27 protein-coding genes are annotated in these 24938 nt (G+C 65.6%); 17 read left to right on the top strand and 10 right to left on the bottom strand.

The window, feature by feature from the left end:
- Window positions 1-76 precede the first annotated feature (76 nt).
- Entirely contained in the window at window positions 77-844 is a 768-nt protein-coding gene (locus KAK88_RS06970) for an EAL domain-containing protein (protein WP_242078417.1), read from the top strand.
- Between the two features lie 57 nt (window positions 845-901).
- Here the strand turns inward: KAK88_RS06970 and queF are convergent, their stop codons facing one another.
- On the bottom strand, window positions 902-1363 hold the full coding sequence (gene queF, locus KAK88_RS06965) for a preQ(1) synthase (RefSeq protein WP_242078416.1): 462 nt from the start codon (window positions 1361-1363) through the stop codon (window positions 902-904).
- Between the two features lie 476 nt (window positions 1364-1839).
- Here queF and KAK88_RS06960 point away from each other — a divergent pair, with 476 nt between their 5' ends.
- The 5 genes from KAK88_RS06960 (at window position 1840) to KAK88_RS06940 (ending at window position 4402) form a co-directional block, all read left to right on the top strand.
- Complete coding sequence (locus tag KAK88_RS06960; RefSeq protein WP_039247523.1) at window positions 1840-2772, top strand: NAD(P)H-dependent flavin oxidoreductase; 933 nt, start codon at window positions 1840-1842, stop codon at window positions 2770-2772.
- Between the two features lie 39 nt (window positions 2773-2811).
- Window positions 2812-3513, top strand: coding sequence for a TorF family putative porin (locus KAK88_RS06955; protein ID WP_242078415.1), 702 nt, complete (start codon window positions 2812-2814; stop codon window positions 3511-3513).
- Window positions 3514-3689: 176 nt separating this feature from the next.
- A complete protein-coding gene (locus KAK88_RS06950) occupies window positions 3690-3902 on the top strand; it encodes a cold-shock protein (protein ID WP_008260450.1) in 213 nt (70 codons plus the stop codon).
- Window positions 3903-3944: 42 nt separating this feature from the next.
- Window positions 3945-4118 (top strand): hypothetical protein, encoded by a 174-nt coding sequence (locus KAK88_RS06945; RefSeq protein ID WP_242078414.1) that lies wholly within the window; start codon window positions 3945-3947, stop codon window positions 4116-4118.
- The gene (locus tag KAK88_RS06940) at window positions 4118-4402 is read left to right on the top strand and encodes a hypothetical protein (protein WP_242078413.1); all 285 of its coding nucleotides are present in this window, start codon (window positions 4118-4120) and stop codon (window positions 4400-4402) included. Before KAK88_RS06945 ends, KAK88_RS06940 begins: the two co-directional genes overlap by 1 nt.
- A 2-nt stretch (window positions 4403-4404) precedes the next feature.
- Here KAK88_RS06940 and KAK88_RS06935 read toward each other — a convergent pair whose 3' ends face one another.
- Together KAK88_RS06935 and KAK88_RS06930 are read right to left on the bottom strand one after the other, a co-directional pair.
- Entirely contained in the window at window positions 4405-5568 is a 1164-nt protein-coding gene (locus KAK88_RS06935; RefSeq protein ID WP_242078412.1) for a cystathionine gamma-synthase, read from the bottom strand.
- Window positions 5569-5572: 4 nt separating this feature from the next.
- Window positions 5573-6973, bottom strand: coding sequence for a pyridoxal-phosphate dependent enzyme (locus tag KAK88_RS06930; protein WP_205195887.1), 1401 nt, complete (start codon window positions 6971-6973; stop codon window positions 5573-5575).
- Between the two features lie 118 nt (window positions 6974-7091).
- Here KAK88_RS06930 and rnr point away from each other — a divergent pair, with 118 nt between their 5' ends.
- Genes rnr through KAK88_RS06915 form a run of 3 tightly spaced genes read left to right on the top strand, consistent with a single transcriptional unit; the run spans window position 7092 to window position 10514 of the window.
- The gene (gene rnr, locus KAK88_RS06925) at window positions 7092-9401 is read left to right on the top strand and encodes a ribonuclease R (protein WP_242078411.1); all 2310 of its coding nucleotides are present in this window, start codon (window positions 7092-7094) and stop codon (window positions 9399-9401) included.
- Window positions 9398-10099: an NUDIX hydrolase gene (locus tag KAK88_RS06920; protein ID WP_242078410.1), complete on the top strand. Its 702-nt coding sequence runs from the start codon at window positions 9398-9400 to the stop codon at window positions 10097-10099. Before rnr ends, KAK88_RS06920 begins: the two co-directional genes overlap by 4 nt.
- Before the next feature lies 1 nt (window position 10100).
- On the top strand, window positions 10101-10514 hold the full coding sequence (locus KAK88_RS06915) for a DUF5990 family protein (protein ID WP_242078409.1): 414 nt from the start codon (window positions 10101-10103) through the stop codon (window positions 10512-10514).
- Window positions 10515-10518: 4 nt separating this feature from the next.
- On the opposite strand, the gene KAK88_RS06910 is transcribed toward KAK88_RS06915, so the two are convergent.
- Window positions 10519-11085, bottom strand: coding sequence for a hypothetical protein (locus KAK88_RS06910; protein WP_242078408.1), 567 nt, complete (start codon window positions 11083-11085; stop codon window positions 10519-10521).
- A gap of 126 nt (window positions 11086-11211) precedes the next feature.
- On the opposite strand from KAK88_RS06910, the gene rpmG reads away from it, so the two are divergent.
- Window positions 11212-11379, top strand: a complete 168-nt coding sequence (rpmG, locus tag KAK88_RS06905) for a 50S ribosomal protein L33 (protein ID WP_003164451.1) — start codon at window positions 11212-11214, stop codon at window positions 11377-11379.
- Between the two features lie 75 nt (window positions 11380-11454).
- On the opposite strand, the gene KAK88_RS06900 is transcribed toward rpmG, so the two are convergent.
- Both KAK88_RS06900 and KAK88_RS06895 read right to left on the bottom strand, forming a co-directional pair.
- On the bottom strand, window positions 11455-12816 hold the full coding sequence (locus KAK88_RS06900) for a PleD family two-component system response regulator (RefSeq protein WP_242078407.1): 1362 nt from the start codon (window positions 12814-12816) through the stop codon (window positions 11455-11457).
- Window positions 12813-13178 carry a response regulator gene (locus KAK88_RS06895; protein ID WP_164952723.1) on the bottom strand — a complete coding sequence of 122 codons (366 nt, stop codon included), beginning with the start codon at window positions 13176-13178 and terminating at the stop codon, window positions 12813-12815. The genes KAK88_RS06900 and KAK88_RS06895 overlap by 4 nt, the downstream gene beginning before the upstream one ends.
- Before the next feature lie 106 nt (window positions 13179-13284).
- On the opposite strand from KAK88_RS06895, the gene KAK88_RS06890 reads away from it, so the two are divergent.
- From KAK88_RS06890 to KAK88_RS06880, 3 genes are read left to right on the top strand one after another with little or no spacing between them, the layout of a single operon-like run.
- Window positions 13285-14553 (top strand): DNA polymerase IV, encoded by a 1269-nt coding sequence (locus KAK88_RS06890; RefSeq protein ID WP_242078406.1) that lies wholly within the window; start codon window positions 13285-13287, stop codon window positions 14551-14553.
- A gap of 8 nt (window positions 14554-14561) precedes the next feature.
- A complete protein-coding gene (locus KAK88_RS06885) occupies window positions 14562-15857 on the top strand; it encodes a nicotinate phosphoribosyltransferase (protein ID WP_242078405.1) in 1296 nt (431 codons plus the stop codon).
- Window positions 15858-15893: 36 nt separating this feature from the next.
- A complete protein-coding gene (locus tag KAK88_RS06880; protein WP_242078404.1) occupies window positions 15894-16634 on the top strand; it encodes a polysaccharide deacetylase family protein in 741 nt (246 codons plus the stop codon).
- Between the two features lie 4 nt (window positions 16635-16638).
- Here KAK88_RS06880 and KAK88_RS06875 read toward each other — a convergent pair whose 3' ends face one another.
- Window positions 16639-17529 (bottom strand): hypothetical protein, encoded by an 891-nt coding sequence (locus KAK88_RS06875; protein ID WP_242078403.1) that lies wholly within the window; start codon window positions 17527-17529, stop codon window positions 16639-16641.
- A gap of 111 nt (window positions 17530-17640) precedes the next feature.
- On the opposite strand from KAK88_RS06875, the gene KAK88_RS06870 reads away from it, so the two are divergent.
- Entirely contained in the window at window positions 17641-18099 is a 459-nt protein-coding gene (locus KAK88_RS06870) for a RidA family protein (RefSeq protein ID WP_161640218.1), read from the top strand.
- Window positions 18096-19241, top strand: a complete 1146-nt coding sequence (locus tag KAK88_RS06865; RefSeq protein ID WP_242078568.1) for a GNAT family N-acetyltransferase — start codon at window positions 18096-18098, stop codon at window positions 19239-19241. The genes KAK88_RS06870 and KAK88_RS06865 overlap by 4 nt, the downstream gene beginning before the upstream one ends.
- A 52-nt stretch (window positions 19242-19293) precedes the next feature.
- Here the strand turns inward: KAK88_RS06865 and clpA are convergent, their stop codons facing one another.
- Together clpA and clpS are read right to left on the bottom strand one after the other, a co-directional pair.
- Window positions 19294-21594, bottom strand: a complete 2301-nt coding sequence (gene clpA / locus KAK88_RS06860) for an ATP-dependent Clp protease ATP-binding subunit ClpA (protein ID WP_242078402.1) — start codon at window positions 21592-21594, stop codon at window positions 19294-19296.
- Window positions 21595-21607: 13 nt separating this feature from the next.
- A complete protein-coding gene (clpS, locus tag KAK88_RS06855) occupies window positions 21608-21937 on the bottom strand; it encodes an ATP-dependent Clp protease adapter ClpS (protein ID WP_017504641.1) in 330 nt (109 codons plus the stop codon).
- A gap of 171 nt (window positions 21938-22108) precedes the next feature.
- Here clpS and KAK88_RS06850 point away from each other — a divergent pair, with 171 nt between their 5' ends.
- The gene (locus tag KAK88_RS06850) at window positions 22109-22582 is read left to right on the top strand and encodes a nuclear transport factor 2 family protein (RefSeq protein ID WP_242078401.1); all 474 of its coding nucleotides are present in this window, start codon (window positions 22109-22111) and stop codon (window positions 22580-22582) included.
- Between the two features lie 61 nt (window positions 22583-22643).
- On the opposite strand, the gene KAK88_RS06845 is transcribed toward KAK88_RS06850, so the two are convergent.
- Window positions 22644-23135 carry a phasin family protein gene (locus KAK88_RS06845; RefSeq protein ID WP_242078400.1) on the bottom strand — a complete coding sequence of 164 codons (492 nt, stop codon included), beginning with the start codon at window positions 23133-23135 and terminating at the stop codon, window positions 22644-22646.
- Between the two features lie 275 nt (window positions 23136-23410).
- On the opposite strand from KAK88_RS06845, the gene KAK88_RS06840 reads away from it, so the two are divergent.
- The gene (locus KAK88_RS06840) at window positions 23411-24901 is read left to right on the top strand and encodes a serine hydrolase (RefSeq protein ID WP_242078399.1); all 1491 of its coding nucleotides are present in this window, start codon (window positions 23411-23413) and stop codon (window positions 24899-24901) included.
- Window positions 24902-24938: the final 37 nt, after the last annotated feature.

The following is a 24938-nucleotide window of genomic DNA, read 5'->3' as shown; positions in this document are numbered from 1 at the left end:
CTGGTGACGAATTTCCTCTTCGACATCAGTCTTTAACGCCTGCTGCCTTAGACTTATCGGCCAGTAGGAGAAGCTTATGTCTTGTATCGGCTGTAAGGATGGGGCGGGTTTTGACCTGCCGATCACCATGGCGTTCCAGCCGATCGTCGATGTGACGAGCCACACGGTCTTCGCCTACGAGGCGCTGGTGCGCGGCAAGGACGGCCGGGGCGCGGGTCAGGTTCTGTCGCACATCTCGCCCGACAACCGTTATGCCTTCGACCAACTGTGCCGCACGACCGCCATCGATCTCGCGGCCGGTCTGGATATGACGGGGGACGGCGCCAGCCTGTCGATCAACTTCCTGCCCAACGCCGTCTATGAGCCGCGCGCCTGTATTCGCGCCACCCTGGCGGCGGCGATGCGCACCAACTTCCCGGTGGATCGGATCATCTTCGAGTTCACCGAGAGCGAGGTGATGGACACCGACCACATCCTCAACATCCTGCGGTCCTATCGCGCCATGGGGTTCAAGACCGCCATCGACGACTTTGGCGCCGGCTATGCGGGTCTGGGCCTGCTCACCCTGTTCCAGCCCGACATCGTCAAACTAGACATGGCCCTGGTTCGCGACATCGACACCAACACGGTCAAGCGCACCATCGTGCGCAACACGTTGAACATGCTTCGGGACCTGGGCATCCAGCCGGTCTGCGAGGGCATCGAAACCCTGGCCGAACACGATGTCCTCCGCGATCTCGGCGTCGATCTGATGCAGGGCTATCTGCTGGCGAAGCCGGCCCTGGAAGCCCTCTCGCCTGTCGCCTGGCCTGATCAGGTCGCGCCTGCGGCCCTAAGCGCCTGATCGCCGAGCGCCTGATCGCTACGCGCCGCCGCTAAACGGCGGACGCGCGCTTTCTGACTATCCCCGCCCGCGATAGGTCGGCACGCCTTGGTCCGGCAGCCACAGCCCCTCGGGCGGCGCGCAGGTCTGCCAGAAGACGTCGATCGGGATGCCGCCGCGCGGATACCAGTACCCGCCGATCCTCAACCATTTGGGCTCAAGCAGGTCGGCCAGCTTGCGGCCGATCGCGACGGTGCAGTCCTCGTGGAAGGCGCCGTGGTTGCGGAAACTGGTCAGATACAGCTTCAGGCTCTTGGACTCGACCAGCCAATCGCCCGGCGCATAGTCGATGACGATGTGGGCGAAATCCGGCTGGCCCGTCACCGGGCACAGGCTGGTGAACTCCGGCGCCGTGAACCGGGCCAGATACAGCGTGTCCGCATGTGGGTTGGGCACCCGCTCCAGCACCGCCGTCTCTGGACTGGTCGGAGCGGCGGTCTGGGCGCCGAGCTGGCTGAGGTTGTCGGTATAGTGGGTCATGCCGGGCATTTAGGCGCTTGCGACGCGTATGAAAATCCTCCCCCACTCCACTTCCCTCTCCCATTGGGAGAGGGCTTGAGCGCACGGCGGCGTCAGCCGGCGTCATTGCGCGAAAGGGTGAGGGTTGGATTCTATGATCCTAACCCAAGCGCCCGACCCTCATCCGGCCCTCCGGGCCACCTTCTCCCAACGGGAGAAGGGGAGAAGACCAGCTAGCCATCCTATTTCCCGATGACTTCTCCCGCCCGTTCAACGCCTTGGCGCAGACCAGCGTCAATCGACCGATCCCCCATCCGAACCCTCGTATGATGGCCGGTTTTCACCCGACGCCGACCACTGCCCGCTTTCACCCCGCCTCCGACCCGAGATTAGACGAATTAGACTCATTTTTTCGCGCCACCGTCTGAAATCCCCGCGATTGCCTTCCCCGGCGACAGCCCGCTAAGCGTAGCGAAAGAAAACCAAAGGAGACGCCCGTGGCCATTCCCGCTTCGCTACAAAAAGGTCTGATCCTGCCGATCATTTCGGCGCCGATGTTCCTGGTGTCAGGACCGGATCTGGTGGTCGAGGCCTGCAATGCGGGCGTGATCGGCACCTTCCCGTCGCTGAACCAGCGCACGACCGAGGGCTATCGCGACTGGATTCACGAGATCAAGGGCCGGCTGAAGCCCGAGGCCGCGGCCTTCGGCGTCAACCACATCGTCCACCCGACCAACCCCCGGCTGATGGCCGACATGATGGTGTCGGTCGAGGAGAAGGTGCCGCTGATCATCACCTCCCTGGGGGCCGTGCGCGACGTGGTCGATGCGGTCCACGGCTACGGCGGTCAGGTCTTCCACGACATCGCCAACATTCGTCATGCGCGAAAGGCGGCCGAGGCGGGCGTCGACGGCCTGATCCTAGTCGCCAACGGCGCGGGCGGCCATGCGGGCATCATCAACCCCTTCGCCCTGGTCAATGAGGTTCGCAGCTTCTTCAAGGGCACCATCATCCTATCGGGCGCGCTCTCGACGGGTCAGGACGTGGCGGCGGCAATGATGCTGGGCGCCGACTTCGCCTATATGGGCACGCGCTTCATCAACACGACCGAGGCCATGGCCGCCGACGCCTACAAGCAGATGGTCATCGACAGCGGCGCAACTGACATCGTCCACACGCCCGCCGTGTCCGGCATCCCCGCCAACTTCATGAGCAAGTCGCTGATCGAAAACGGCATCGATCCGAAGACCCTGCCCGAACACAAGCTGGACATGGGCGACGAGGCCAAGGCCTGGAAAACGGTCTGGTCCGCCGGCCAGGGCGCGGGCGCCATCCACGACGTCCTGCCGACCGCCGAACTGGTCGCGCGCCTGCGACAAGAGTTCGCTCAGGCCACGGAGGAATTCGCCATCAAGGCCGGAGCACGCTAAAGGCGGCGCCAATCCGCACCTCGCGCGTTGGAGCCCCCCATGATCCGCACGACCATCCTCGCCGCCCTGTCCGTATCCGCGCTCGCCGTCGCCCTGCCGGCCGCCGCCCAGTCGGCGCCTGCCGCGCGCGACGCCTGGTCCTTCGAACTGGGCGCAGGCACGGACAACCGCTCCAAGGATGCGTCCAAGTCCGGCAACGACGGCTACGCCTTCGGCTCGGCGACCTGGGAAAGTGCGGATGGCCTGTTCTACGTCGGCCCCGGCTTCCAGACGATCCAAGCCGGTGGCTCCAACGTCGAGGCCGAGTTCGTGGTCGGCTATCAACCCGAGGCCTTCGGCTATCGGTTCGACTTCAACGTCGCCTACAAGAACCGCCTCGACGCCGAGGCCGGCTATGATCAGGACGCCTGGGAGATCACCGGCAACGCCAGCCGCTCGATCGGCCCGGCCAGCGCGCGACTGCAGGTCCAGTATTCGCCCGACGCCGCCGGCTCGACCGACAGCTTCACCTGGGTCGAGGGCCGCCTGGGCTGGGACTTCACGCCCCAGCTGAACGGCACGGTCGCCGTCGGTCGCCGCGAACAGAACGGCGCGCCCGACTACACCGGCTGGAACGCCGGTGTGACCTACGCCCTCACCGACGCCCTGGAGCTGGACCTGCGCTACTACGATACTGACGCCCACACCTTCGGCGAACAGTATGAGGACGCTTTGGTCGCCAAGGTGGCCTACGCCTTCTGATCGTCAGGTCCTTGCGTAACGGTTGTCGGGCGCCCATCTAGGTCTGGTCGATCTCTCTGCGTAACGCCGCTGCTCCCTTTGCATCACGCACCGAGGTCCAAAAGCCGATCCCATTCAGACCCGACAGGCCGACCAGGGATCCCTCCCTGCGGTCAACGCCAGACGGAGGTCTCCAAATGGCTACCGGCACTGTAAAATGGTACAACCCCACCAAAGGCTACGGCTTCATCGCGCCAGATGACGGCGGCAAGGACGTTTTCGTCCACGCCTCGGCCGTCGAAACCTCGAGCGTCGGCTCGCTGAACGAAGGCCAGAAGATTTCCTACGAAATCGAGCGCGATTCGCGCTCCGGCAAAGAGTCCGCCGGTCGCCTTACGGCGGCGGAGTAGGACACGCTTCTGAACGCTCACGCCATCGCCTTCGACGGCGAGGTGACGAAGCTTCTGCCTCTGGGCGGCCGCAAGGTCCGCCTCGACAACGGCCACATCGTCACGGTCCTGCCGACCTTGGGCGCGCCGAACGGCGTGTCCCTGCTGGGCGACCGCGTCGTGGTCGAAATCGCCTTCAATCAGCTAAAGGGCTGGCGCCTCGCGCGCCAGCCCTGATGCCTATTTTCGCCAAGGACGCCCGCATGACCCCGCTCGCCGACATGATCCCCGCGATGACCGACGCCGACCTGACGACGCTGCGCGCCAACGCCGCCCGCCTGGTCGAACACGGCGCCTCGACCCAGGTCATGGCCGCCAGCGACATTATCCCGGTCATTGACACCGAAATGGCCCGCCGCGCGGCCCTGCCCAAACCCGCAAAGGCTCCGGTCAAGCGCGCCGCCCCCAAGAAGAAGCTGCCGCCGGTCACCGGCCACCAGACCGCCCTTCCCTCAAGCTGAGATCAGCCCAGGGCCTGATCCAGATCCGCGATCAGGTCCTCGACGTTCTCGACCCCGACCGATAGCCGGATCAGGTTGTCGGTCACGCCGCCCGCCTCGCGCACCTCCTTGGGCACGCTGGCGTGGGTCATGATCGCCGGGTGGTTCACCAGGCTTTCGACCCCGCCTAGCGACTCCGCCAAGGTGAAGACCTGAACCCGCTCCAACACCCGCTTCGTGCGCTCCAGATCGCCCTCCAGGATCACCGTCACCATCCCGCCGAACCCGCCGTGCATTTGGCGCGCGGCCAACTCATGCTGCGGGTGGGCGATCAGGCCGGGATAGATCACCTTGGCGATCCCCGCGCGCGTCTCAAGCCAGCGCGCGATGGTCAGCGCGTTCTCGCAGTGCGCCTTCATCCGCAGCGCCAGGGTCTTCAAGCCCCGGTTGGCCAGGAAGGCGTCGAACGGCCCCATGATCCCGCCGACCGAGTTCTGCAGGAACTTGATACGCGTCGCCAGCGCGGCGTCGGCCGTCACCAGCACGCCGCCGATGATGTCCGAATGGCCGTTCAGGTATTTGGTCGCGGAGTGCATCACCACGTCCGCCCCCAGGCTCAGCGGCTGCTGGCAGAAGGGGGTGGCGAAGGTGTTGTCCACGACCAACAGCAACCCATGCGCCTTGGCCACCTTCGACAGGGCGGCGATGTCAGCCAGCTTCATCAGGGGATTGGTGGGCGTCTCGACCCACAGCATCTTGGTCTTCGGGGTGATCGCCGCCTCGACCGCCGCGATGTCGCTCAGGTCCACATAGGCGAAGTCCAAGCCCATGGTCCGCCTGCGCACCCGCTCGAACAGTCGCCACGAGCCGCCGTACAGGTCGTCGCCGGTGACGATGTGGTCGCCCGCATCCAGCAACTCCAGCGCCGTCGAGGTCGCCGCCATGCCCGAGCCGAAACCGAACCCGTGCGTGCCGCCCTCCAGGTCCGCAATACAGGCCTCGAACGCCTCGCGCGTCGGGTTCTTGCCCCGCGCATACTCATAACCCTTGTTCACGCCCGGGCTTTCCTGGGCGTAGGTCGAGGTGGCGTAGATCGGCGTCATCACCGCACCCGTCGTCGGGTCAGGATGTTGCCCCGCATGGATGGCGCGGGTCGAAAAGCCCTGGCTGTTCTTCTTTTCGCTCATGGACTTACCGGTTCAGGCTGAGGTGGTTGATCAGGTCGGTGCGTGTGATCAGACCGACGAACCGCTCGCCGTCCAGCACGATGGCCACGCGGTCGCGATCGAAGACGGGGATCAGCGCGTCCAGCGGCTCATTGACCTGAAGCGTGTCCAGATCGCGCGTCATGGCCGAGGCCACGGGCTTGGCGAACCGTTCCTTCCGCGTAATCTCGTCGGTGTTCATGATGCGGATCAGGTCGCTTTCGTCCAGGATCCCGACCAGCCGGCCGTCTTCGATGATCGGCAGTTGCGATACGTCGGCGCCCTTCATCCGCTTGAAGGCGGTGTCCAGGGTGTCGCCCGGCCCGGCGACGACGACGTCGCCCTTCTCGTATTTGCGATTGATCAGATCCGACAGGTCGCCGTGGATTTCCCGCTCGCCCAGGCCCTGATCCGCCAGCCAGGCGTCGTTATAGACCTTCGACAGATACTTGGCCCCGGTGTCGCAGACGAAGGTCACGCAGGTCTTCGCTTCCGTCTGCTCGCGGCACCAGCGCAGCGCCGAGGCGATCAGGGTGCCGGACGACGAGCCGGCCAGGATGCCTTCCTTCAGCAGCAGTTCGCGCGCCGTGGCGATCGCCTCGGCGTCGGGGATCGAATAGGCCTTGTCGATCAGGCTCATGTCCGCCGTGTCGGGCACGAAGTTCTGACCGATTCCCTCGACGGTGTAGCTGCCTTCCGGTCCCGGCACGCCGTCGTTGACGATGCCGGCCAGGGTCGAGCCGACCGGATCGGCCAGGATGATCTGGGCCTTCGAGCCCACGCTCTTCAGAAACTGCGCTGTGCCGGTGATCGTGCCGCCCGAACCGATGCCGGCGACGAAGGCGTCGATGTCGCCGCCCGTCTGCTCCCAGATTTCCGGACCCGTCGTCTTCACATGGGCCTCGGCGTTGGCGGCGTTGGCGAACTGGTTGACGTAGAAGCCGCCGGGAATGCCCTGGGCCAAACGCTCGGCCATGTCGGTGTAATATTCCGGGTGGCCATGCGGCACGTCCGAACGCGTCAGACGAACATCGGCGCCCATCGCCCTGAGATGCTGGATCTTTTCCTTGGACATCTTGTCCGGGATGACCAGAAGCACCTTATATCCCCTGGCCCGACCGACCAGCGTCAGCGCCAGGCCCGTATTGCCCGCCGTCGCCTCCACGATGGTGCCGCCCTCCTTCAGGAAGCCTTCGCGCTCGGCGGCGTCCAGCATCGAGATGGCGATCCGGTCCTTGATCGAACCGCCGGGGTTCTGGGACTCCAGCTTCAGCAGCAGGCGGCACGGGCCGGTGTCGATCTTCGTCACCTCCACCATCGGCGTCTTGCCGATCAGATCCAGCGGCGACGAGACGGTCGCGCTCAGGGCGGGGGCGGTCAGAGACATCGAAAACTCCATTCGGGGCGGGCGGAAGCTGAAGCCCCGCCTTCACGCGGTCAACTCACGCAAGATTTGACCCCTCAAGATTTACTCAAGGGCGCGGTTCCGCGCTACGAAAGACATAATGACCAAATCATCCAAGAGGCCGCCCGCCGGTCTCCCCGACAAAGATACCCTCGTCGCCTTCCTGCGCGAGGCCGGATCGGCCGAGAAGACCGACATCGCGCGCCATTTCGGTCTGAAGGGCGGCGACCGCCGGGCCCTGCGCGAAATGATCCGCGAACTGGAAGCCGAAGGGCGACTGGGCAAACGCGGTCGCAAGGGCTTTTCCGAAGCCGGCGCCCTGCCCCCCGTCGGCGTCGCCGATGTGATCGAACGCGACGGCGACGGCGAACTGTATGTGCGCCTGGTCGAGGCCAGTCCCGACGCCCCGCGCGCCCTGCTGATGCCCGACAAGTCCAAGGCCGCCCCTGGCCTGGGCGATCGCGTGCTGGTGAAGTTCCAGCGCGGCGCCGAGGGTTGGGAAGCCCGGCTGATCAAGAAGCTGGACGTGGGGACCAACCGCGTCCTGGGCGTCATCCGCAAGTCGGCGCGTGAGACCCGCGTCGAGCCGGTCGACCGCCGGTCCAAGGACGTGCTGCTGGTGCCCCAGGCCCAGTCCGGCGACCTGCGTGACGGCGACCTGGTTCTGGCCGCCATTGAGAAAGGCGACCACCGCTACGGTCCCAAGCGCGGCAAGATCCTGGAGCACATCGGCAAGGAGGATGATCCCCGCGCCGCCTCCCTGATCGCCATCCACGCCCACGGTGTCCCGACGGGCTTCTCCGAAGCGGTCGAACGCGAGGCCGAGGATCAGGCCCTGCCGACGCTGAAGGGCCGCGAGGACCTGCGCGAGGTCCCCTTCATCACCATCGACCCCGCCGATGCGCGCGACCACGACGACGCCGTCTATGCGGCGCGCGATGAGGATCCGAAGAATGAGAGCGGCTGGATCGTCTGGGTCGCCATCGCCGACGTCGCCGCCTACGTCCGCCCCGGCAGCCAACTAGACCGAGAGGCGCGCGACAAGGGCAACTCGACCTATTTTCCCGATCGCGTCGAACCGATGCTGCCGGAAGTGCTGTCAAACGGTCTGTGCAGCCTGAAGGAGGGCGAGAACCGCGCCTGTCTCGCCGTGCGAATGGTCTTCGACAAGGACGGCGGAAAGACCGGCCACAGGTTCGTGCGCGGTTTGATGCGGTCGCACGCCAAGCTCAGCTATGAGCAGGCGCAGGCCGCCATCGACGGGCAGACTGACGACACGACCGGCCCGATCATGGAGGCGATCCTCTATCCGCTGTGGAACGCCTATCACGCCATGCTGAAAGGCCGGCTGAAGCGCAGTCCGCTGCAGATCGAATCGGCCGAACGCCGCATCCGCATGGCCCCGGATGGCGGCATCGCATCTATCGAGAAACGAGCCTCGCTGGAGGCGCATCGGCTGATCGAAGAGATGATGATCCAGGCCAACGTCTGCGCCGCCGAAACGCTGGAGCAGAAGAAGACGCCGCTGATCTATCGCGTGCATGACGCGCCCAGTCAGGAGAAGATCTTCAACCTGGCTGACTTCCTGTCGACCATCGGCAAGCCCTGGAACAAGGGCGAGCCGGGTACGACCAAGCGGTTCAACAAGCTGCTGGACGAGACGCGCGACACCGAACACGCCGACGTGGTCAACGAGGTTGTCCTGCGCAGCCAGATGCAGGCGATCTACTCTCCGGAGAACATCGGCCACTTCGGCCTGAACCTGGATCGCTACGCCCACTTTACCTCGCCGATCCGGCGCTATTCCGACCTGATCGTCCACCGCGGCCTGATCCGGGCGCTGAACCTGGGCAAGGATGGGCTGACGGATCGCGAGATCGCCGAACTGCCGGCCATCGCCGAGGGCGTGACCATGACCGAGCGCCGGTCGATGGCCGCAGAGCGCGACGCCATGGACCGCTACATTGCCGCCTATTTGGAGGAGCACGTCGGCGCGACCTTCGCCGGACGGATCACCGGCGTGACGCGGTTCGGCCTGTTCATTCGTCTGGAGGACACGGGCGCGGACGGCCTGGTGCCTGTCTCGACGCTCGGCAGCGAATACTTCACCCATGACGATCGCGCCCACGCCTTGGTCGGCGAACGCACCGGCAAACGGTTCACCCTGGGCCGCATGGTCGAGGTCAAGCTGCGCGAAGCCACGCCCGTCACCGGCGGTCTGGTGTTCGAAATGCTCAGCGAACCCGAACCCCGCGATCCCAACGCCCCGGCTCCACGCTACGGAATGCGCGGACGCGGCGGCGACGGTCCGCCGATGCGCGGCAAGAACCGGCCAGGCGGCCCCAAGCCCCGCAACGGCTCCAAACCCTCCGGCGGCCTGAAGGGCGTCAGGAAGGGCAAGCGGAAGTGACCCCATTCGACGCTGCTCAGGATCTGGCCGACGCTCCGCGTGTCGGCGGGGCTCAGCGGCCGAAGGATGCGGCTACGCTGATCCTGACGCGCGGCGGCGAGCGGCCCGAGGTGTTGATGGGGCGGCGCGCGCCGGGCCATGTCTTCATGGCTTCGAAATGGGTGTTTCCGGGCGGGCGGATCGATCGCAGCGACTTCAGCGCCGCCGCGACGGGTGAGTTGTCGGGCGAGGTTGCGCGGCGGCTGGAAGGCGAACTGCCCGCTCGGCGTGCGCGGGCCCTGGCGCTGACGGCGGTGCGCGAGACGTTCGAGGAGACTGGGCTGATTCTGGGGCGGCCCGCGCCCCGCGCCTCCGTCGCCGGTCCGTGGCGTGAGTATCGCCAGGCGGGCGCCCTGCCCGATCTGTCGGTTCTGTCCTATATCGCGCGCGCCATTACGCCGCCCGGCCGGACCCGGCGGTTCGACGCCCGGTTCTTCATGGCCCGGGCCGAGGCCCTGCTGAGCCCGGAGCCGACCACAGGGTCGGGCGAATTGGACGAAATCGCCTGGCTGCCGTTGGACGAGGCGCGCGCATTGGACCTGCCGGCCATCACACGGTTCGTGCTGGGTGAACTGGCCGAGCGGTTGGAACACCCGAACCGCCCCCTGCCCTTCGTGCGGATGGTACGGGGTCGGCACACGGTGGAACACAGGGACTGACATGGCCGGAACGACGATCACCCTGCGCCTGACGATCGCCGACCCCGTCGCGGGCGTCGCCTACAGTCTTCAGGACAAGGCGAACGTGCCGGTCGAGCCGTGCATCGCCGCCGAAGGCCCGATCAGCTTTGACGCGCCCGTCACCCTGTCCGACGATGGGCGCCTGACCGGCCCCTTCGTGCGGCGCGAGGGCGCGACGCGGCGGTTCGTCTATATCGCGATCGGCACGTCGGCAGGCCAGCACGCCAGCGAATGGAGCCGACGCGCCAAGATCGACGCCCACGACATTCCCGCCGACCTCTTGGCCCAGGCGCGCCAAGGTGAGGTGCTGGAAGTGGTCTTGCCCGGCCGCGCCAAGGACGGCGGCCCCGCCTGCGCGACCGTGCGGCCGATCCAGACCTGGCGCGTCGTTTGATCCTTCAGTCGGCGATCGGCCTGGCCAGGTCGAACTCGACGCGGAAATGCCGGTTCGGACGACGCAGTTCATAGGCGAACATGCGATCGGGATGGACCTCCATCGCCCAGACATTGGTGGTCGAGACGGCCGCGTCGTTTTCGTTGAACAGGGCGATCGATTCGGCGTCGACCGGGAATTCCTGACGCTCGGTCGTCCCGGCGTTGGCCGTGTCTCCGCCATACCAGTGCAGTACGTCGGTCGTCCCATCCGCGTGTCGGTGATCGTGCTTCAGTCGAAGGCCCGCGTCCGTCTTGGTCACGACCCAGGTCCGCGAACGATCCAACCCCACGGCGAAGGGAATACGCACTTCGTCCGGCGAGCAGTCGCGGACATGCATGACCAACCGCTCGCTGGCGAACCTGGCGTCGGCGGCGTCGGTGGTGACGACACGACCTTCGAATCGTTGGCCGCACAGGACGTTCAAGCGCGCCAGGAAATCGTCCTGGGACTGAGCCGGATCGGCCGTTGCGACGCCCACGCATGACACGGACATCAGGGCCGCGGCGGCCAGCAGGGATGCGATTTTCATGCGGTCAGACTATATGTGCGTTGCGCCTCATCAACGTGGCATCGCGCCCGTTGACTTTGGGGCGATCCTGAGTATGTTCCGCGCCTCTTATTTTAAGCGGCTTTCGCCGTCGCAGAGGTAATTCCGATGGCCAAACCGGCTTCCATCAAGATCCGCCTGAACTCCACGGCCGACACCGGCTTCTTCTATGTCACCAAGAAGAACGCCCGCACCATGACCGAAAAAATGGTCGTCAAGAAGTACGACCCCGTCGTGCGCAAGCACGTCGAGTTCAAGGAAGGCAAGATCAAGTAAGTCCTTGATCGGCTGAGATTTGAAAACGCCCGGCTGGTCTCCAGCCGGGCGTTTTTCGTTGTCTGGACGCCAGCGTCACGCCGCCTTGGCGATGACCTTGTTGCGGCCGGCGGCCTTGGCCTCATAGACCCCCTCGTCGGCGCGCTTCAGCAGGCCTTCGGGCGTATCGCCGTCACCGGTCGTGGCGGCCACGCCGATCGAGATGGTGATGGTGATCTGCTCCTTGCCGCCCATCACGCGGAACGGCGCGGAGGCGACGTCTCGGCGAATCCGTTCGGCGACGCGGCCGGCGTCTTCCAGGCTGGCGCCCGGCATGACCACCACGAACTCCTCCCCGCCCATGCGGCACGGCAGGTCCACGGCCCGGACATTGGTGGCCAGGCGCACGGCGAACTCCACCAGCACCTCGTCGCCAGCATCGTGGCCGAAGCTGTCGTTGACCGACTTGAAGTGGTCGATGTCCAAAACCAGCACGGCCACCTGGGCGCCGCCCTGGGCCGCACGACCCACGAGCGCCTGCAACTGGCCGGTCATGTAGCGCCGATTATGCAGGCCGGTCAGGGCGTCGGTGACGGCCATTTCCATGCTGCTGTCCAGCTTTTGGCGCAGGAAGTCGGTGTAGCGTTTTCGCCGGATCTGGGTGCGAACCCGCGCCGACAGTTCTTCGGTATCGACAGGGCGCGGCAGGATGTCAGCGGCGCCCAGTTCCAGCGCCTTGATCATGCGCGGCCGTTCGGTCGGCTCCACGATCGCCAGAATCGGCGCGCGGCGCGCATCGCCCGACTTGGCTTGGGCGACGATCCGAAGGCCGTCGAAGCTGGCGGCGGCGACGTTGACGATGATCAGGTCCAGCGCGCCCTTGGCCGCGACCAGCGCCGCCTCGGGATCGGTTTCGATGGCGACGCGATGTTCGCCGCCCAGTTCCTGGGCGATCTTCTCGGCCTGACGCTGGTCGTCATCGACGATCAGAACCCGCCCGCCCTCGCTACGCAGCCGCGCGGCATTATCTGAATCGACGCCCAGGCGACGGCCGCTTTCCTCGCGCTCGCGCAACTCGTCCATAACGTGCTTCAGCCGCGTCAGCGACTTGACCCGTGCGAAAAGGATGACGTCGTCGATGGGCTTGGTCAGGAAATCGTCGGCGCCGGCCTCAAGCCCCTTGATCCGATCCTCGCGCCCGTCCAGCGCCGTGACTAGCACGACGGGAATATGGCGCGTCTCGGCCTGGGCCTTCAGCCGTCGGCAGGTCTCAAACCCGTCCATGCCAGGCATCATGACGTCGAGCAGGATTAGGTCCGGCTGGTGCTCGGCGGCGATGGCCAAGGCCGACGCGCCGTCGTTGCAGGTCAGCACATCGTAGTATTCGATGGTCAGCTTGGCTTCGAGCAGGCGGACGTTCACGTCCACATCGTCGACGACGAGGATACGGGCGCTCATCCGAGGTGCTGCCGGATAGTTTCGAGGAAATGCATCACCGAGATGGGCTTGGAGATATAGGCCTCGCAGCCGCCCTGACGGATCCGCTCCTCATCGCCCTTCATGGCGAAGGCGGTGACGGCGATGACGGGGATGTGGTTCAGTTCCTCGTCGTCCTTCAGCCATTTGGTGACTTCCAGGCCCGAGATTTCCGGCAACTGGATATCCATCAGGATCAGGTCGGGATGATGGGCGCGCGCCAGGGCGAGCGCCTGCAGGCCCTCGCGGGTCTGCAGGGTCTCATAGCCCTGGGAATCGAGCAGATCATGAAAAAGCTTCATGTTCAGCTCGTTATCCTCGACGATGAGGACTTTCTTGGACATCATCACCTGACCTGCGCGCCCCTCGAACGCGGGACGCCTCGTTGGTCGCATTCGTAGGCGCCCAGTCTTAAGTTGGGGTGAAGCCAACCTTACGGAGACCTTAAGCGTGGCCATCAAGGCCATCTGTCGCGACTGCCTGTGGACCGGCGAAGATCCCGCCGGGCCGCGCGAGCGCCGCTGTCCGGCGTGCGGATCGCGGCGCGTGGTCGCAGACGCCGAACTGGACCAGCTGTCGATCGCCCACATGGACTGCGACGCCTTCTACGCCTCGGTGGAGAAGCGCGACCGGCCAGAACTGCGCGATAAGCCGGTCATCGTCGGCGGCGGAAAGCGCGGCGTAGTCTCCACCGCCTGCTATGTCGCGCGCCAGTATGGCGTCGGCTCGGCCATGCCGATGTTCAAGGCGCTGAAGGCCTGTCCCGATGCCGTGGTGATCCGGCCGGATTTCACCAAATACGTCTTCGAATCGCAGCGCATTCTGGGGGCGTTGGGGCAGCTAACGCCTTTGATCCAGCCGTTGTCGCTGGATGAGGCCTGGGTCGATCTGTCGGGCACGGAACGGCTGAACGGTGGCCCGCCGGCGCTGCAGTTGATCCGCTTTCAGAAGCAGATCGAGGAAGAGACCGGCCTGACCGTCTCCATCGGCCTGGCCCCCAACCGCTTCCTGGCCAAAATGGCGTCGGAGATGGACAAGCCGCGCGGTTTCTCAGTGGTCGGGGCCGCCAACGCCCAGGCCCTGCTGGCGCCGCGCCCCGTCACCGCCTTGCCCGGCGTCGGGCCGGTGTTCGGCAAGGCATTGCGCAGCGATGGCTATTCGACCATCGGCGATCTGGCGCGGGCCGACGTGCGCGACCTGGTCAAACGTTACGGCGAATCCGGTCTGCGCCTGCACGATCTGGCCCATGCCCGCGACGCGCGCGCCGTGAATCCCGAACGCGATCGCAAGGGGATGAGCGCCGAAACCACCTTCAACGAAGACCTGACGTCGGCCGAGGCGCTGGAGGCCGAGCTGTGGCCACTGTGCGAGAAACTGGCGTCCAAGGCCCGGCGCGACGGTGTCGCCAGCCGAGTGCTGGTGCTCAAGCTGCGCCGCACCGACTTCAAGATCGTGACTCGACGAGTCACCCTGCCCGACCCGGTGCAGACCGCGCGCGCCCTGTTCGCCGCGGGGCGCGATCTGCTGAAACCTGAGCTGGGCCGCCCCTATCGCCTGATCGGCATCGGCATGTCGGACGTGCAGGACGCCGAGGACGCGCCCGCCGGCCTGTTTCAGACCACCGAGACGCGCGCCTTGAAGACAGAGCGCGCCATCGATGTGCTGCGCGAAAAGTTCGGCAAGGATGCGGTGGTGGCGGGCCGCGCGCTGAAGCCGTAGGACAGGGCATGGATCTCGCCAAACGCGCCTATGACCATGGCTTTCGCCTGGACCCGATCGTCCGCAGCCTGCTGGACACGGACTTCTACAAGCTGCTGATGCTGCAGATGATATGGCGCGAGCATCGCGACGTGCCGGTCGTCTTCCAGGTCATCAACCGCACCAAGACTGTGCGTCTGGCCGACGAGATCGATATCGACGCGCTGCACGAACAGCTGGATCACGCTCGCACCTTACGTTTCACCAACAAGGAACTGGTCTGGCTGGCGGGCAACAGCTTCTATGGCGTGAAGCAGATCTTCTCGCCCGACTTCATCGCCTGGCTGACCGATTATCGCCTGCCGGACTACGACCTTTCGGTTCAGGATGGGCAGTATGTGCTGACCTTTTCGGGCGCCTGGGCCGAGGTGACGCTGTGGGAGATCCCGGCGCTGGCGATCCTGAACGAGCTGCGCTGCCGGGTCGGGATGCGGCGGCTCGGCCGGTTTGAGCTGGATATCCTGTATTCGCGCGCCAAGACGCGGCTGTGGTCCAAGGTCGAGCGGCTTCGCGCTCTGCCCGACCTCGCCCTATCGGATTTCGGCACGCGGCGGCGGCATGGCTTCCTGTGGCAACTCTGGTGTATTCAGGCGTTGAAAGAGGGGCTGGGCAAATCCTTCATCGGCACGTCCAACGTCCTGCATGCAATGGAGAACGATCTGGAGGCCATCGGCACCAACGGCCACGAACTGCCGATGGTTCTGGCGGCTCTGGCGCCCGACGACGCGGCGCTGGCCCAGGTTCCGTATGCGGTGCTGGACGAATGGCGCAGGCACTATGCGGGCAATCTGCTGATCGTCCTGCCCGACGCCTTCGGCACCGAGGCGTTTCTGGAGCAGGCGCCCGACTGGGTCGCCAACTGGACCGGTTTCCGACCCGATTCCGCCCCGCCCATCCCGGCCGGCGAGCGGTTGATCGACTGGTGGAAATCGCATGGGCGCGATCCGAGGGAGAAACTGCTGATCTTTTCCGACGGCATGGACATCGACGGGATCGAGGCGACGCACGCCCATTTCCACGGCCGCGCGCGTCTCAGCTTCGGCTGGGGCACCAATCTGACCAACGATTTCCGTGACTGTTCGCCCGCCTTCGCGCCCGAACTGAAGCCGATCTCCCTGGTCTGCAAGGTGGTCGAGGCCGGCGGTCGCCCCGCCGTCAAACTGTCGGACAATCCGGCGAAAGCGGTCGGTGATCCTGTCGAGATCGAACGCTATCGCCGCGTCTTCGGCGTGCGCGGTCTGACCACCCAACCCGTCATGGTCTGAAACCCGCCCTTAAGCCCGTCGTGCGACAAGGCGGGCATGAGCGCCTTTTTCGACAAGATGCGCCGCCGCGCCGGCCGCTATCTCGATGTTCGTCCTGCCGACGTGCGACCTGCGCGCGGCGTCCTCAGCCTGTCGTTCGACGACATCCCGGCATCGGCCTGGACCGAGGCCGGACCGATCCTGGCTCAGCACGGAATCAAGGCGACCTACTATGTCTGCGGCGGACTGTCGGGCGGTCGCAATCTGGACCTGCCCCAGTTTGAGGTGGAGCACCTGCAAGCCCTCCATGAGGCCGGGCACGAAGTCGGTTGCCACACCTATGAGCACGTCTCGACCCTGACCTTCTCGCCGGCGGAACTGGATGCCAGCCTGGCGCGCAACGCCGCCTGGGTCGCCGAACGGCTGGACGGATACGAAATGCAGACCTTCGCCTATCCGTTCGGCGACTGCGCCCTGGGGTCCAAGCCGGTGATCGACCGCCGCTTCCTGTGCGGGCGGGGCGTTCGCGACGGTATCAACGCCGGGCGTTCGGATCGCAATCTGCTGCAAGCCATCGGCCTGGAGAGCCGTCGGCTGCCCGGCTACGACCTGAAGGCGCTGGTCGAGGAAACGGCTTCATCCAGAGGCTGGCTGATCGCCTACGGCCACGACGTCAGCGACGCGCCGACGCCGTATGGTTGCCGTCCGGAGGATATCGATCGGTTGATCCGACTGGCCAAGGCGGCCAACCTGAACATTCAGCCGGTCGCGGCGGCGTGGCGGATGGCGACAGCCTGAGGGATCAGGCGGCCTTGCGCCGGTCCGCCCAGGCGATCAGCTCTTTGCGGGGCCAGATCATCAGCCATGACCGCGCGGTGTATTCCCCGCTGTCGATCAGCGCTTTCCTCGACGCAGACGCCGTCGCCGCCCGTTCGGTGTGGATCTCGCCCGGTCCTTGGTGGACCATGAAGGCCCCGCCCTTCAACGGGTTCAGGCGCAGGTGCGCCAGACGGGGGCTGATCTCGGTCAGTGGCGGATCGTAGAACCAGCTCGAGCCGATCATACCCGCCAATTCAGGCCGCGCGCGGCACAGCTCGGCCGCTGTCGCCCAGGCCTCGTTCCAGCCGTCCTCATTGAAGCCGCGCAGCCAGCGGCTCTCGGTGTGAACCTCCAGCCACGGCTCGCGCTTTGCGCCGGCCGCCAAATAGCGGAACAGCGGTTTGACGCCCCAGCCGTCGCGGACGTGTTTGACGATCTGGCCCGGCCCGACGGGCGAACTCAAGTCGATCACCTGGCTTTTGGCCCCCGGCACGCTGAGCGCCAGGGTGAAGCGCACGTCCTTGGACCAGTGGTCGAAAACATAGTCGCCCTCGGCCTTGTCCAGAAACGCCGCCAGTTGTTCGATCCAGTAGGGATAGAGGGCCATGACCTCGGCCGGCAGGTTCATCGCCGCCGCTCGGTCGGGCAGTTGCAGCGCCCAGGCGGCGACCAGGCCGCGACGCACATCGTCCGATGCATCAGCGCCCAACAGCGCATCCACCGCCTTGGCCGGCATTTCGAAATCCCAATGCGGCGCGGCCTCGGCGGCCTTTTGCGCGGTCGGGACGACGGCGGCGTCCACGCGCGCGCGGTCGCCGGGGGACAACCGCGCCAGCACGGCATGGAAGGCGGCGACGTCGGGGGTCAGGTGCATATCCATGATCGCACCATGACACGGCGCGGTTGGCGAACCTTTAAAGCGCGCCGAACGGGTGACGCCGCCCTTGCCCCGCGCTAAACCGCGCCCAGATAAACAGGAGCCCCCATGAGCATCGAAGCCCGCATCGCCGAACTCGGCCTCACCCTGCCGGAACCCGCCAAGCCGGTGGCCAGCTATGTCTCCTATGTCCGCTCGGGCCATCAGGTCACCATCTCGGGCCAGCTGTCGAATGACGCGAACGGCGGCATCAAGGGCACGGTCGGCGTCGACGTGACGCCGGAGCAGGCGCTGGAAGCCGCGCGTCTGTGCGGTCTGAACCTGATCGCCCAAATCAAGGCCGCCTGCGATGGCGATCTGGACCGGGTGGTCCGCATCGTCAAACTGGGCGGTTTCGTTCAGGCCGGCCCCGACTTCACCGCCATTCCCGCCGTCATCAACGGCTGCTCGGACATGATGGTCGAGGTCTTCGGCGACGCCGGCAAGCACGCCCGCTCGGCCGTCGGCGTGTACAAGCTGCCGCTCGGCTTCGCCGTCGAGATCGATGCGATCGTGGAGATCCGCTGATCTTTCAGATCTCGGTTCACGAAGGGATCGCCGACATCGGCCGAGAGGCCTGGGACGCGTGCGCGCTGCCCACCGGCGACCCCTTTGTCTCCTATGATTTCCTGCTCGCGTGCGAGGCCTCAGGCAGCGCCGCGCCGCGCCAGGGCTGGGCCCCACGCCACCTGGCCCTGAGGGGTGAAGACAACGCGGTGCTGGGCGTCATGCCCCTCTATCTGAAGGGCAACAGCCAAGGCGAATATGTCTTCGACCATAGCTGGGCCGACGCCTATGACCGGGCCGGCGGCCGGTATTATCCCAAGCTGCTGGGCGCCGTGCCCTTTACGCCCGCGACCGGCCCGCGCTTCCTGAACCATCCCGAGACCGACGCCGCGACGGTGCGTCAGGCCCTGATCCACGGGGCGGTGACCCTGGCCGAACGGCTGGGCGTCTCGTCCCTACACATCAACTTCCCGACCGAAGCCGATTGGTCGGCCATGACCGAGGCGGACCTACTGCCACGCCAGGACATCCAGTTCATCTGGCGCAATGACGGCTATCGGACCTTCGACGACTTCCTGGCCGCCCTGTCGGCCAATCGCCGCAAAACCATCAAGCGCGAGCGTCGCGACGCCCAGGCCGATCTGGATATCCGCATCCTGACCGGCGCCGACATCACCGAGGCCCACTGGGACGCCTTCTTCGCCTTCTACATGGACACCGGCTCGCGCAAATGGGGCCGGCCCTATCTGACGCGCGACTTCTTCAGTTGCATCGGCGCCACCATGGCCGACCGAATCGCCCTGGTGATGGCATTTCGAGACGCGACGCCCATCGCCGGCGCTCTGAACTTCATCGGCCGCGACGCCCTGTACGGCCGTCAGTGGGGCACGCTTGAAGACGTGCCCTTCCTGCATTTCGAGCTTTGCTATTATCAGGCTATCGAATTCGCCATTTCGCGTGGCCTGTCCCGCGTTGAAGCCGGGGCCCAAGGCGACCACAAGATCGCGCGCGGCTACCTGCCCTCCCCCGTCTATTCCGCCCATTTTATCGCCGACCCCGCCCTGCGCGATCCCGTCGCCCGCTATCTGGACGGCGAACGCCCGGCCGTCGCTGCGGAGATGCGGGTGATGATCGAAGAACTGTCGCCCTACAAGCAGGCATAGAAAAAGGCCCGGCTGCTGCCAGCCGGGCCTTTCACTGTCACCCTTTCGAGGATCAGGCCGTCTCTTCTTCCTCGGCCTTCGCGGGCGCGGTGGCGCTCGTGATGTCGAAGTCGATCTTGCCGTCTTTCAGTTGGACCCTGACGTGTCCGCCGCGCGTCAGGCGGCCGAACAGGATGTCGTCGGCCAGCGGCTTCTTGATCGAGTCCTGGATGACCCGCGCCAGCGGACGCGCGCCATACAGTTCGTCGAAGCCGTTCTTGGCCAGCCAGTCGGCGGCTTCGTCGGTCAGTTCAATGGTGATGTTGCGGTCCGCCAGCTGGGCTTCCAGCTGAAGGATGAACTTGGTCACCACCGAGCGGATCGTGTCGGCCTGCAACGGCTTGAAGGCCACGATGGCGTCCAGGCGATTGCGGAACTCCGGCGCGAACAGGCGCTGAATGGCCTTGTCGTCTTCGCCCTCGACCTTGCCCCGGCCAAAGCCGATGGAGGCGCGGGCGTTGTCGGCAGCCCCGGCGTTGGTCGTCATGATCAGGATGACGTTCCTGAAATCAACCTTCTTGCCGACCGCGTCGGTCAGCATGCCGTTGTCCATCACCTGCAGCAGGATGTTGTAGACATCCGGGTGAGCCTTCTCGATCTCGTCCAGCAGCACGACGGCGTGAGGATGCTGATCGACGGCGTCGGTCAGAAGCCCGCCCTGGTCGTGCCCGACATAGCCGGGAGGCGCCCCGATCAGTCGGCTGACCGTGTGACGCTCCATATACTCCGACATGTCGAAGCGCTGCATCTCGATGCCCAGGGTGGCGGCGAGTTGCTTGGCGACCTCGGTCTTGCCGACGCCGGTTGGGCCGCTGAACAGGAAGCTGCCGATCGGCTTGTTTGGATCACGAAGACCTGCCCGCGCCAGCTTCATGGCCGCTGACACCTGTTCGATGGCCTGTTCCTGACCGAAGACGGCGCGCTTCAGGTCGGTTTCCAGCTCGCGCAGGCTTTCCGTGTCAGACTTGGACACCGACTTGGCCGGGATGCGGGCCATCTTGGCGATGACGGCCTCGACCTCCTTCTGGCCGATGACCTTCTTCCTCTTGGATTCGGTCAGCAGCATCTGCGACGCCCCGGCCTCGTCGATCACGTCGATCGCCTTGTCCGGCAGTTTGCGGTCGGTCATGTAGCGCGCAGACAGCTCCACCGCCGTGCGCACGGCGCTGTCGGTGTAGCGGACCTTGTGGTGCTGCTCGTAGTAGGTCTTCAGACCCTTCAGGATCTTCACCGTATCCTCGACCGTCGGCTCGTTGACGTCGATCTTCTGGAAGCGACGCACCAGGGCGCGGTCCTTCTCGAAGTGCTGGCGATATTCCTTGTAGGTCGTCGATCCCATGCAGCGCAGGGTCCCTGACGCCAAGGCCGGCTTCAGAAGGTTCGACGCATCCATCGCCCCGCCCGAGGTCGCGCCCGCGCCGATCACCGTGTGGATCTCGTCGATGAAGAGCACGGCGTTGTCGTGGTTCTCAAGTTCCTTGACCACCTGCTTCAGGCGTTCCTCGAAGTCGCCGCGATAGCGGGTGCCGGCCAGCAGCGCGCCCATATCGAGCGAATAGATGGTGGCGTCCTTCAGGACGTCGGGCACCTCGCCGTTGACGATCTTGCGGGCCAGACCTTCGGCGATAGCGGTCTTGCCGACGCCGGGATCGCCCACCAGAAGCGGGTTGTTCTTGGTCCGACGGCACAGGATCTGGATCGAGCGATCGACCTCGGCCTGACGACCGATCAGGGGATCGACCTTGCCCTGGCGCGACTTCTCGTTGAGGTCGACGCAATAGGCTTCCAGCGCCTCGCCGCCCTGTTTGACGGCGGACGCATCCTCGGCCTCTTCGGGCGAAGCGCCCTTGGCCGGACGCGCCTCGTTGGCCCCCGCCTTCTTGGCGATGCCGTGGGCGATGAAGTTGACCGCGTCATAGCGCGTCATGTCCTGCTCTTGCAGGAAGTAGGCGGCGTGGCTCTCGCGCTCGGAGAAGATGGCGACCAGCACATTGGCGCCAGACACTTCCTCGCGGCCGGACGACTGGACGTGGATCACCGCGCGCTGGATCACGCGCTGGAAGCCGGCCGTCGGCTTGGCGTCCTCGCCGTCACTGGTGGCCAGGGCGGCGAGATCGTTGTCGACATAGAGGGTCAGCGCCGCTTTCAACGCCGACAGATCGACGTTGCAGGCCTGCATGACGCCGGTCGCGTCGGGATCGTCGATCAGCGCGAGCAGCAGGTGCTCAAGCGTCGCATACTCGTGCCTGCGCGCATTGGCGTATCCCACCGCGCGGTGCAGGGTTTCTTCGAGAGGACGGGAAAATGAAGGCATAGGGAGGCTCCTCTCAGTCCTTTTCCATTGTGCATTGCAGAGGGTGCTGGTGTCGGCGCGCCGTCTCGATGACCTGCGCGACCTTGGTCTCGGCGACCTCGTAGGTGAAGACGCCGCAGACGCCGACGCCATGCTGATGCACATGCAGCATGATGCGGGTGGCCTCTTCCCGGCTCTTCTGGAAGAACCGCTCCAGCACATAGACGACGAATTCCATCGGCGAATAATCGTCGTTCAGAATCAGCACTCGATAGAGCGAGGGCTTTTGCAGCTTCGGCTTTGTTTCGGTGACAACGGCGGTTCCTTGACCGCCGCCGGTCTCACCGGGCCTTTGAATGGGCATTCGTGTTCCGTAATCGGGGAGTCGTCTTGGCTCTCAGATAGGGAATGATGGCCTGAATTGAAGCGGCGTCCAGTCACGGCTTTCGTGAAGGGCGTCTGACAAAGATTTCACGTGATCCAAGGCAGTCAACGGCTCAGGTTGAGCGCCTCAGTTGAATAGCCCCCGATCGCCATGCCCGCCGCCCTCGTCGCCGCCCTTTCGCTCGTCGCCTTCGCCCAGCCCACGCCGCTGGAAACCGCCGTCTTGGCGGCCGACGCCAAACTGTTCGCTGTCTTCTTCGAAGGCTGCGATCCGGCCGGACTTCGGGCCATGCTGACCGATGATTTCGAGTTTTTCGATGACCGAGGCGGACGGGTGGCCACTGACGCCGACGGCTTTGTCGCGCAATACGCCGCGCGCTGTCAGGACCGCAGAACGCCCGACGCCTGGCGGACCCGGCGCGAGGCTCTGCAGAACGGTCTGGCCGTCTATCCCATCAACAACTACGGCGCAGTCGAAACGGGCGAGCACGTCTTTTACGAGCGACAGGGCGATGGCCCCGAACGGCGCGTCGGTCGCGCCCGCTTCACGCAGATGTGGAAACAGGAGGGGACCGAGTGGAAGCTGGCGCGGGTCTTCAGCTACGACCATTCCGCCCTGCCCTGACGGCAAAAAGGCCCCGGAGCGAACTCCGGGGCCTTCTCGATTCTTCAGGCGGTTCGCTGGTTTAGCGAGCGGCCTGGAAGGTTTCGACCGAGGCGGTGACGCGCTCGTTGATCGGCTTGATGCTGTCCTTGACCGTGGCGGTGACGATCTCGTTCGTCTTGGTCAGCTCGGCGACATAGCGTTCCATCGACTTCTTGGCCCAGGCGGTCTGGAGCTCGAAGAACTCCTGCACCGAACGGGCGGTCGACAACTCCTTGGAGGCGGCGACGCCGTCTTCCCACGAGGTCTTGGCGAAGCCCAGCGCCTGTTGCGACAGGGCCTCGGCGCCCTTCTGGGCGACGGTGACCGACTCGACCATGGCTTCCAGGGTCTTCTTGCTGTGCGCGTTCAGCTCGGCCATCGAGGCCGTCGATTTGTCGATGCCTTCACGGAAGGCCTGCGTGCCGGCGGCCTGCATCGTTTCGGCTTGCGCCTTGATCTTGGCGGTGGCCGAAGTCGCAGCGGCGGTGGCTTGGTCGGCGGTTTTCTTCACGGTTTCAGCGGCGTCGGCCATGATCGTCTCTCCGGTAGAGGGCCCTTGGGGACGGGCTTGAGGGCGGAAATAATGACGCGAGAGGATCTCGCAGACCCACAATATGCTGCAAGTGCGAAGGTTTTTCAAGCATTTTGTGCAATGCACAATATTATCGACGATAACCTTGATCGGCCGGTCAAATTTGCGTTGACGCGCGGTTAACCACCACGAAACCCGCGCTTCCTATGCTAGCTGTTTGTTCGTGACGGCCGGGGGGCCTGTCGCACCCTGCTCACCGAGGGGTTGTCCCGCCCATGATCGCTTTTCTCCGCCGTGGCCTGTTCGCCTTCCTCGCGCTTTCGCTGGTTCTGGGCGCGAACGTCAGGCCGATCGAGGCCCAGACCGCCTACTCGGCCCAGGAGAACAGCCGCTACGCCGCCATCGTGATCGACGCCGCCACGGGCGAGGTTCTGTTCGCGCGGAACGCCGACAGCCGTCGCTATCCAGCGTCGCTGACCAAGATGATGACGCTGTATCTGACGTTCGAGGCGCTGTCTCAGGGCAAGGCCAATGTGAACGACGTGCTGACGATCTCGCCGCGCGCCGCGTCCCAGCCGCCGTCGAAGCTGGGTCTGGCCGCCGGTCAGACCATCACCCTGGACAACGCCATGCGCGCCACCGCCGTGCGGTCCGCCAACGACATGGCCCTGGCCATCGGCGAGCACATCGGCGGATCGGAAGCCCGTTTCACCAATATGATGACGCAGAAGGCCGCGCAGCTGGGCATGACCCAGACCCGCTACTACACCGCAAATGGCCTCCCGGACGCACGTCAGGTGACGTCCGCGCGCGACCAGGCCATTTTGGCGCGCGCGATCATGCGTGATTTTCCGCAGTATTACAGCTACTTCGGCCTTCACGACTGGGCCTACAACGGCCGCAACTATCGCAACACCAACGGCCTTCTGCCGACCGGGCGCGGCTACGACGGGATGAAAACCGGCTACACCAACGCCTCGGGCTACAACCTGGCCGCCTCGGCCGTGCGCGACGGAAGACGCCTGATCACCATCGTCCTGGGCGGCCGTTCGACCGCCAGCCGCAACGCCCACGTCGCCGAACTGATGGACACCGGGTTCGAGGTCGAGCGCCGCCGCGCACAAGGCGAGCGGATCCAGGTCGCGCAGACCTTCTTCGAGCAACGTGGTTTCGGTGTGGGATCGGCGATCGCCGACGCCCCGATCGCCTATGCTTCGGTCAATGACGACGAGGACGGCGTCGGCGCGGAATCCACCGCTGTCGCCTATACGGCCGCGCCGGCGCCCGCCGCTCTTCCGACGCGTGTCGCCCCCGCGCCGTCGGAGCGCGCAGCCAGCCAGCGGGCCGCCGCAACGCTGCCGCCCATCGGTTCGACGCCGGCCGCCTCCGCCGCTCCGCGCGCGCCCCGCAATGTCACCGCCTCTCTGAACGGCGCGCCGGCCAATGCCGCTGTCGCGCCGTCCACCACGCCCCGTCGTTCCGCGTCATCTGCAACGCGAGAACCCGCCCGCGCCACGCCTCGCACGCCGGCAGGTCGCTGGGCGGTGCAGGTCGGCGCCTTCCGCGAAGAGAAGGTGGCGACCGACTGGCTGACCGAGGTCAACCGCCGCTTCCGCGATCAGTTCGCCACCGCCGAACGCAACGTCCAGACCGCCGGCGACTGGTATCGCTCGCGTTTCGTCGGCCTGACCGAAACCGGCGCAAAGTCCGCCTGTGAGGCGCTGGCTGCGCGTCGCGTGACCTGCATGGTCATCGGCCCCGACTGATGCCAACGCGGCGAGAACAAATGTTCTTGCTTTGTTC

This window comes from Brevundimonas diminuta (assembly GCF_022654015.1).
Taxonomy (GTDB): Bacteria; Pseudomonadota; Alphaproteobacteria; order Caulobacterales; family Caulobacteraceae; genus Brevundimonas; species Brevundimonas diminuta_C.
The sequence above is the reverse complement of the archived record's forward strand: the minus strand, read 5'-3'. Positions and strand labels throughout refer to the sequence as shown.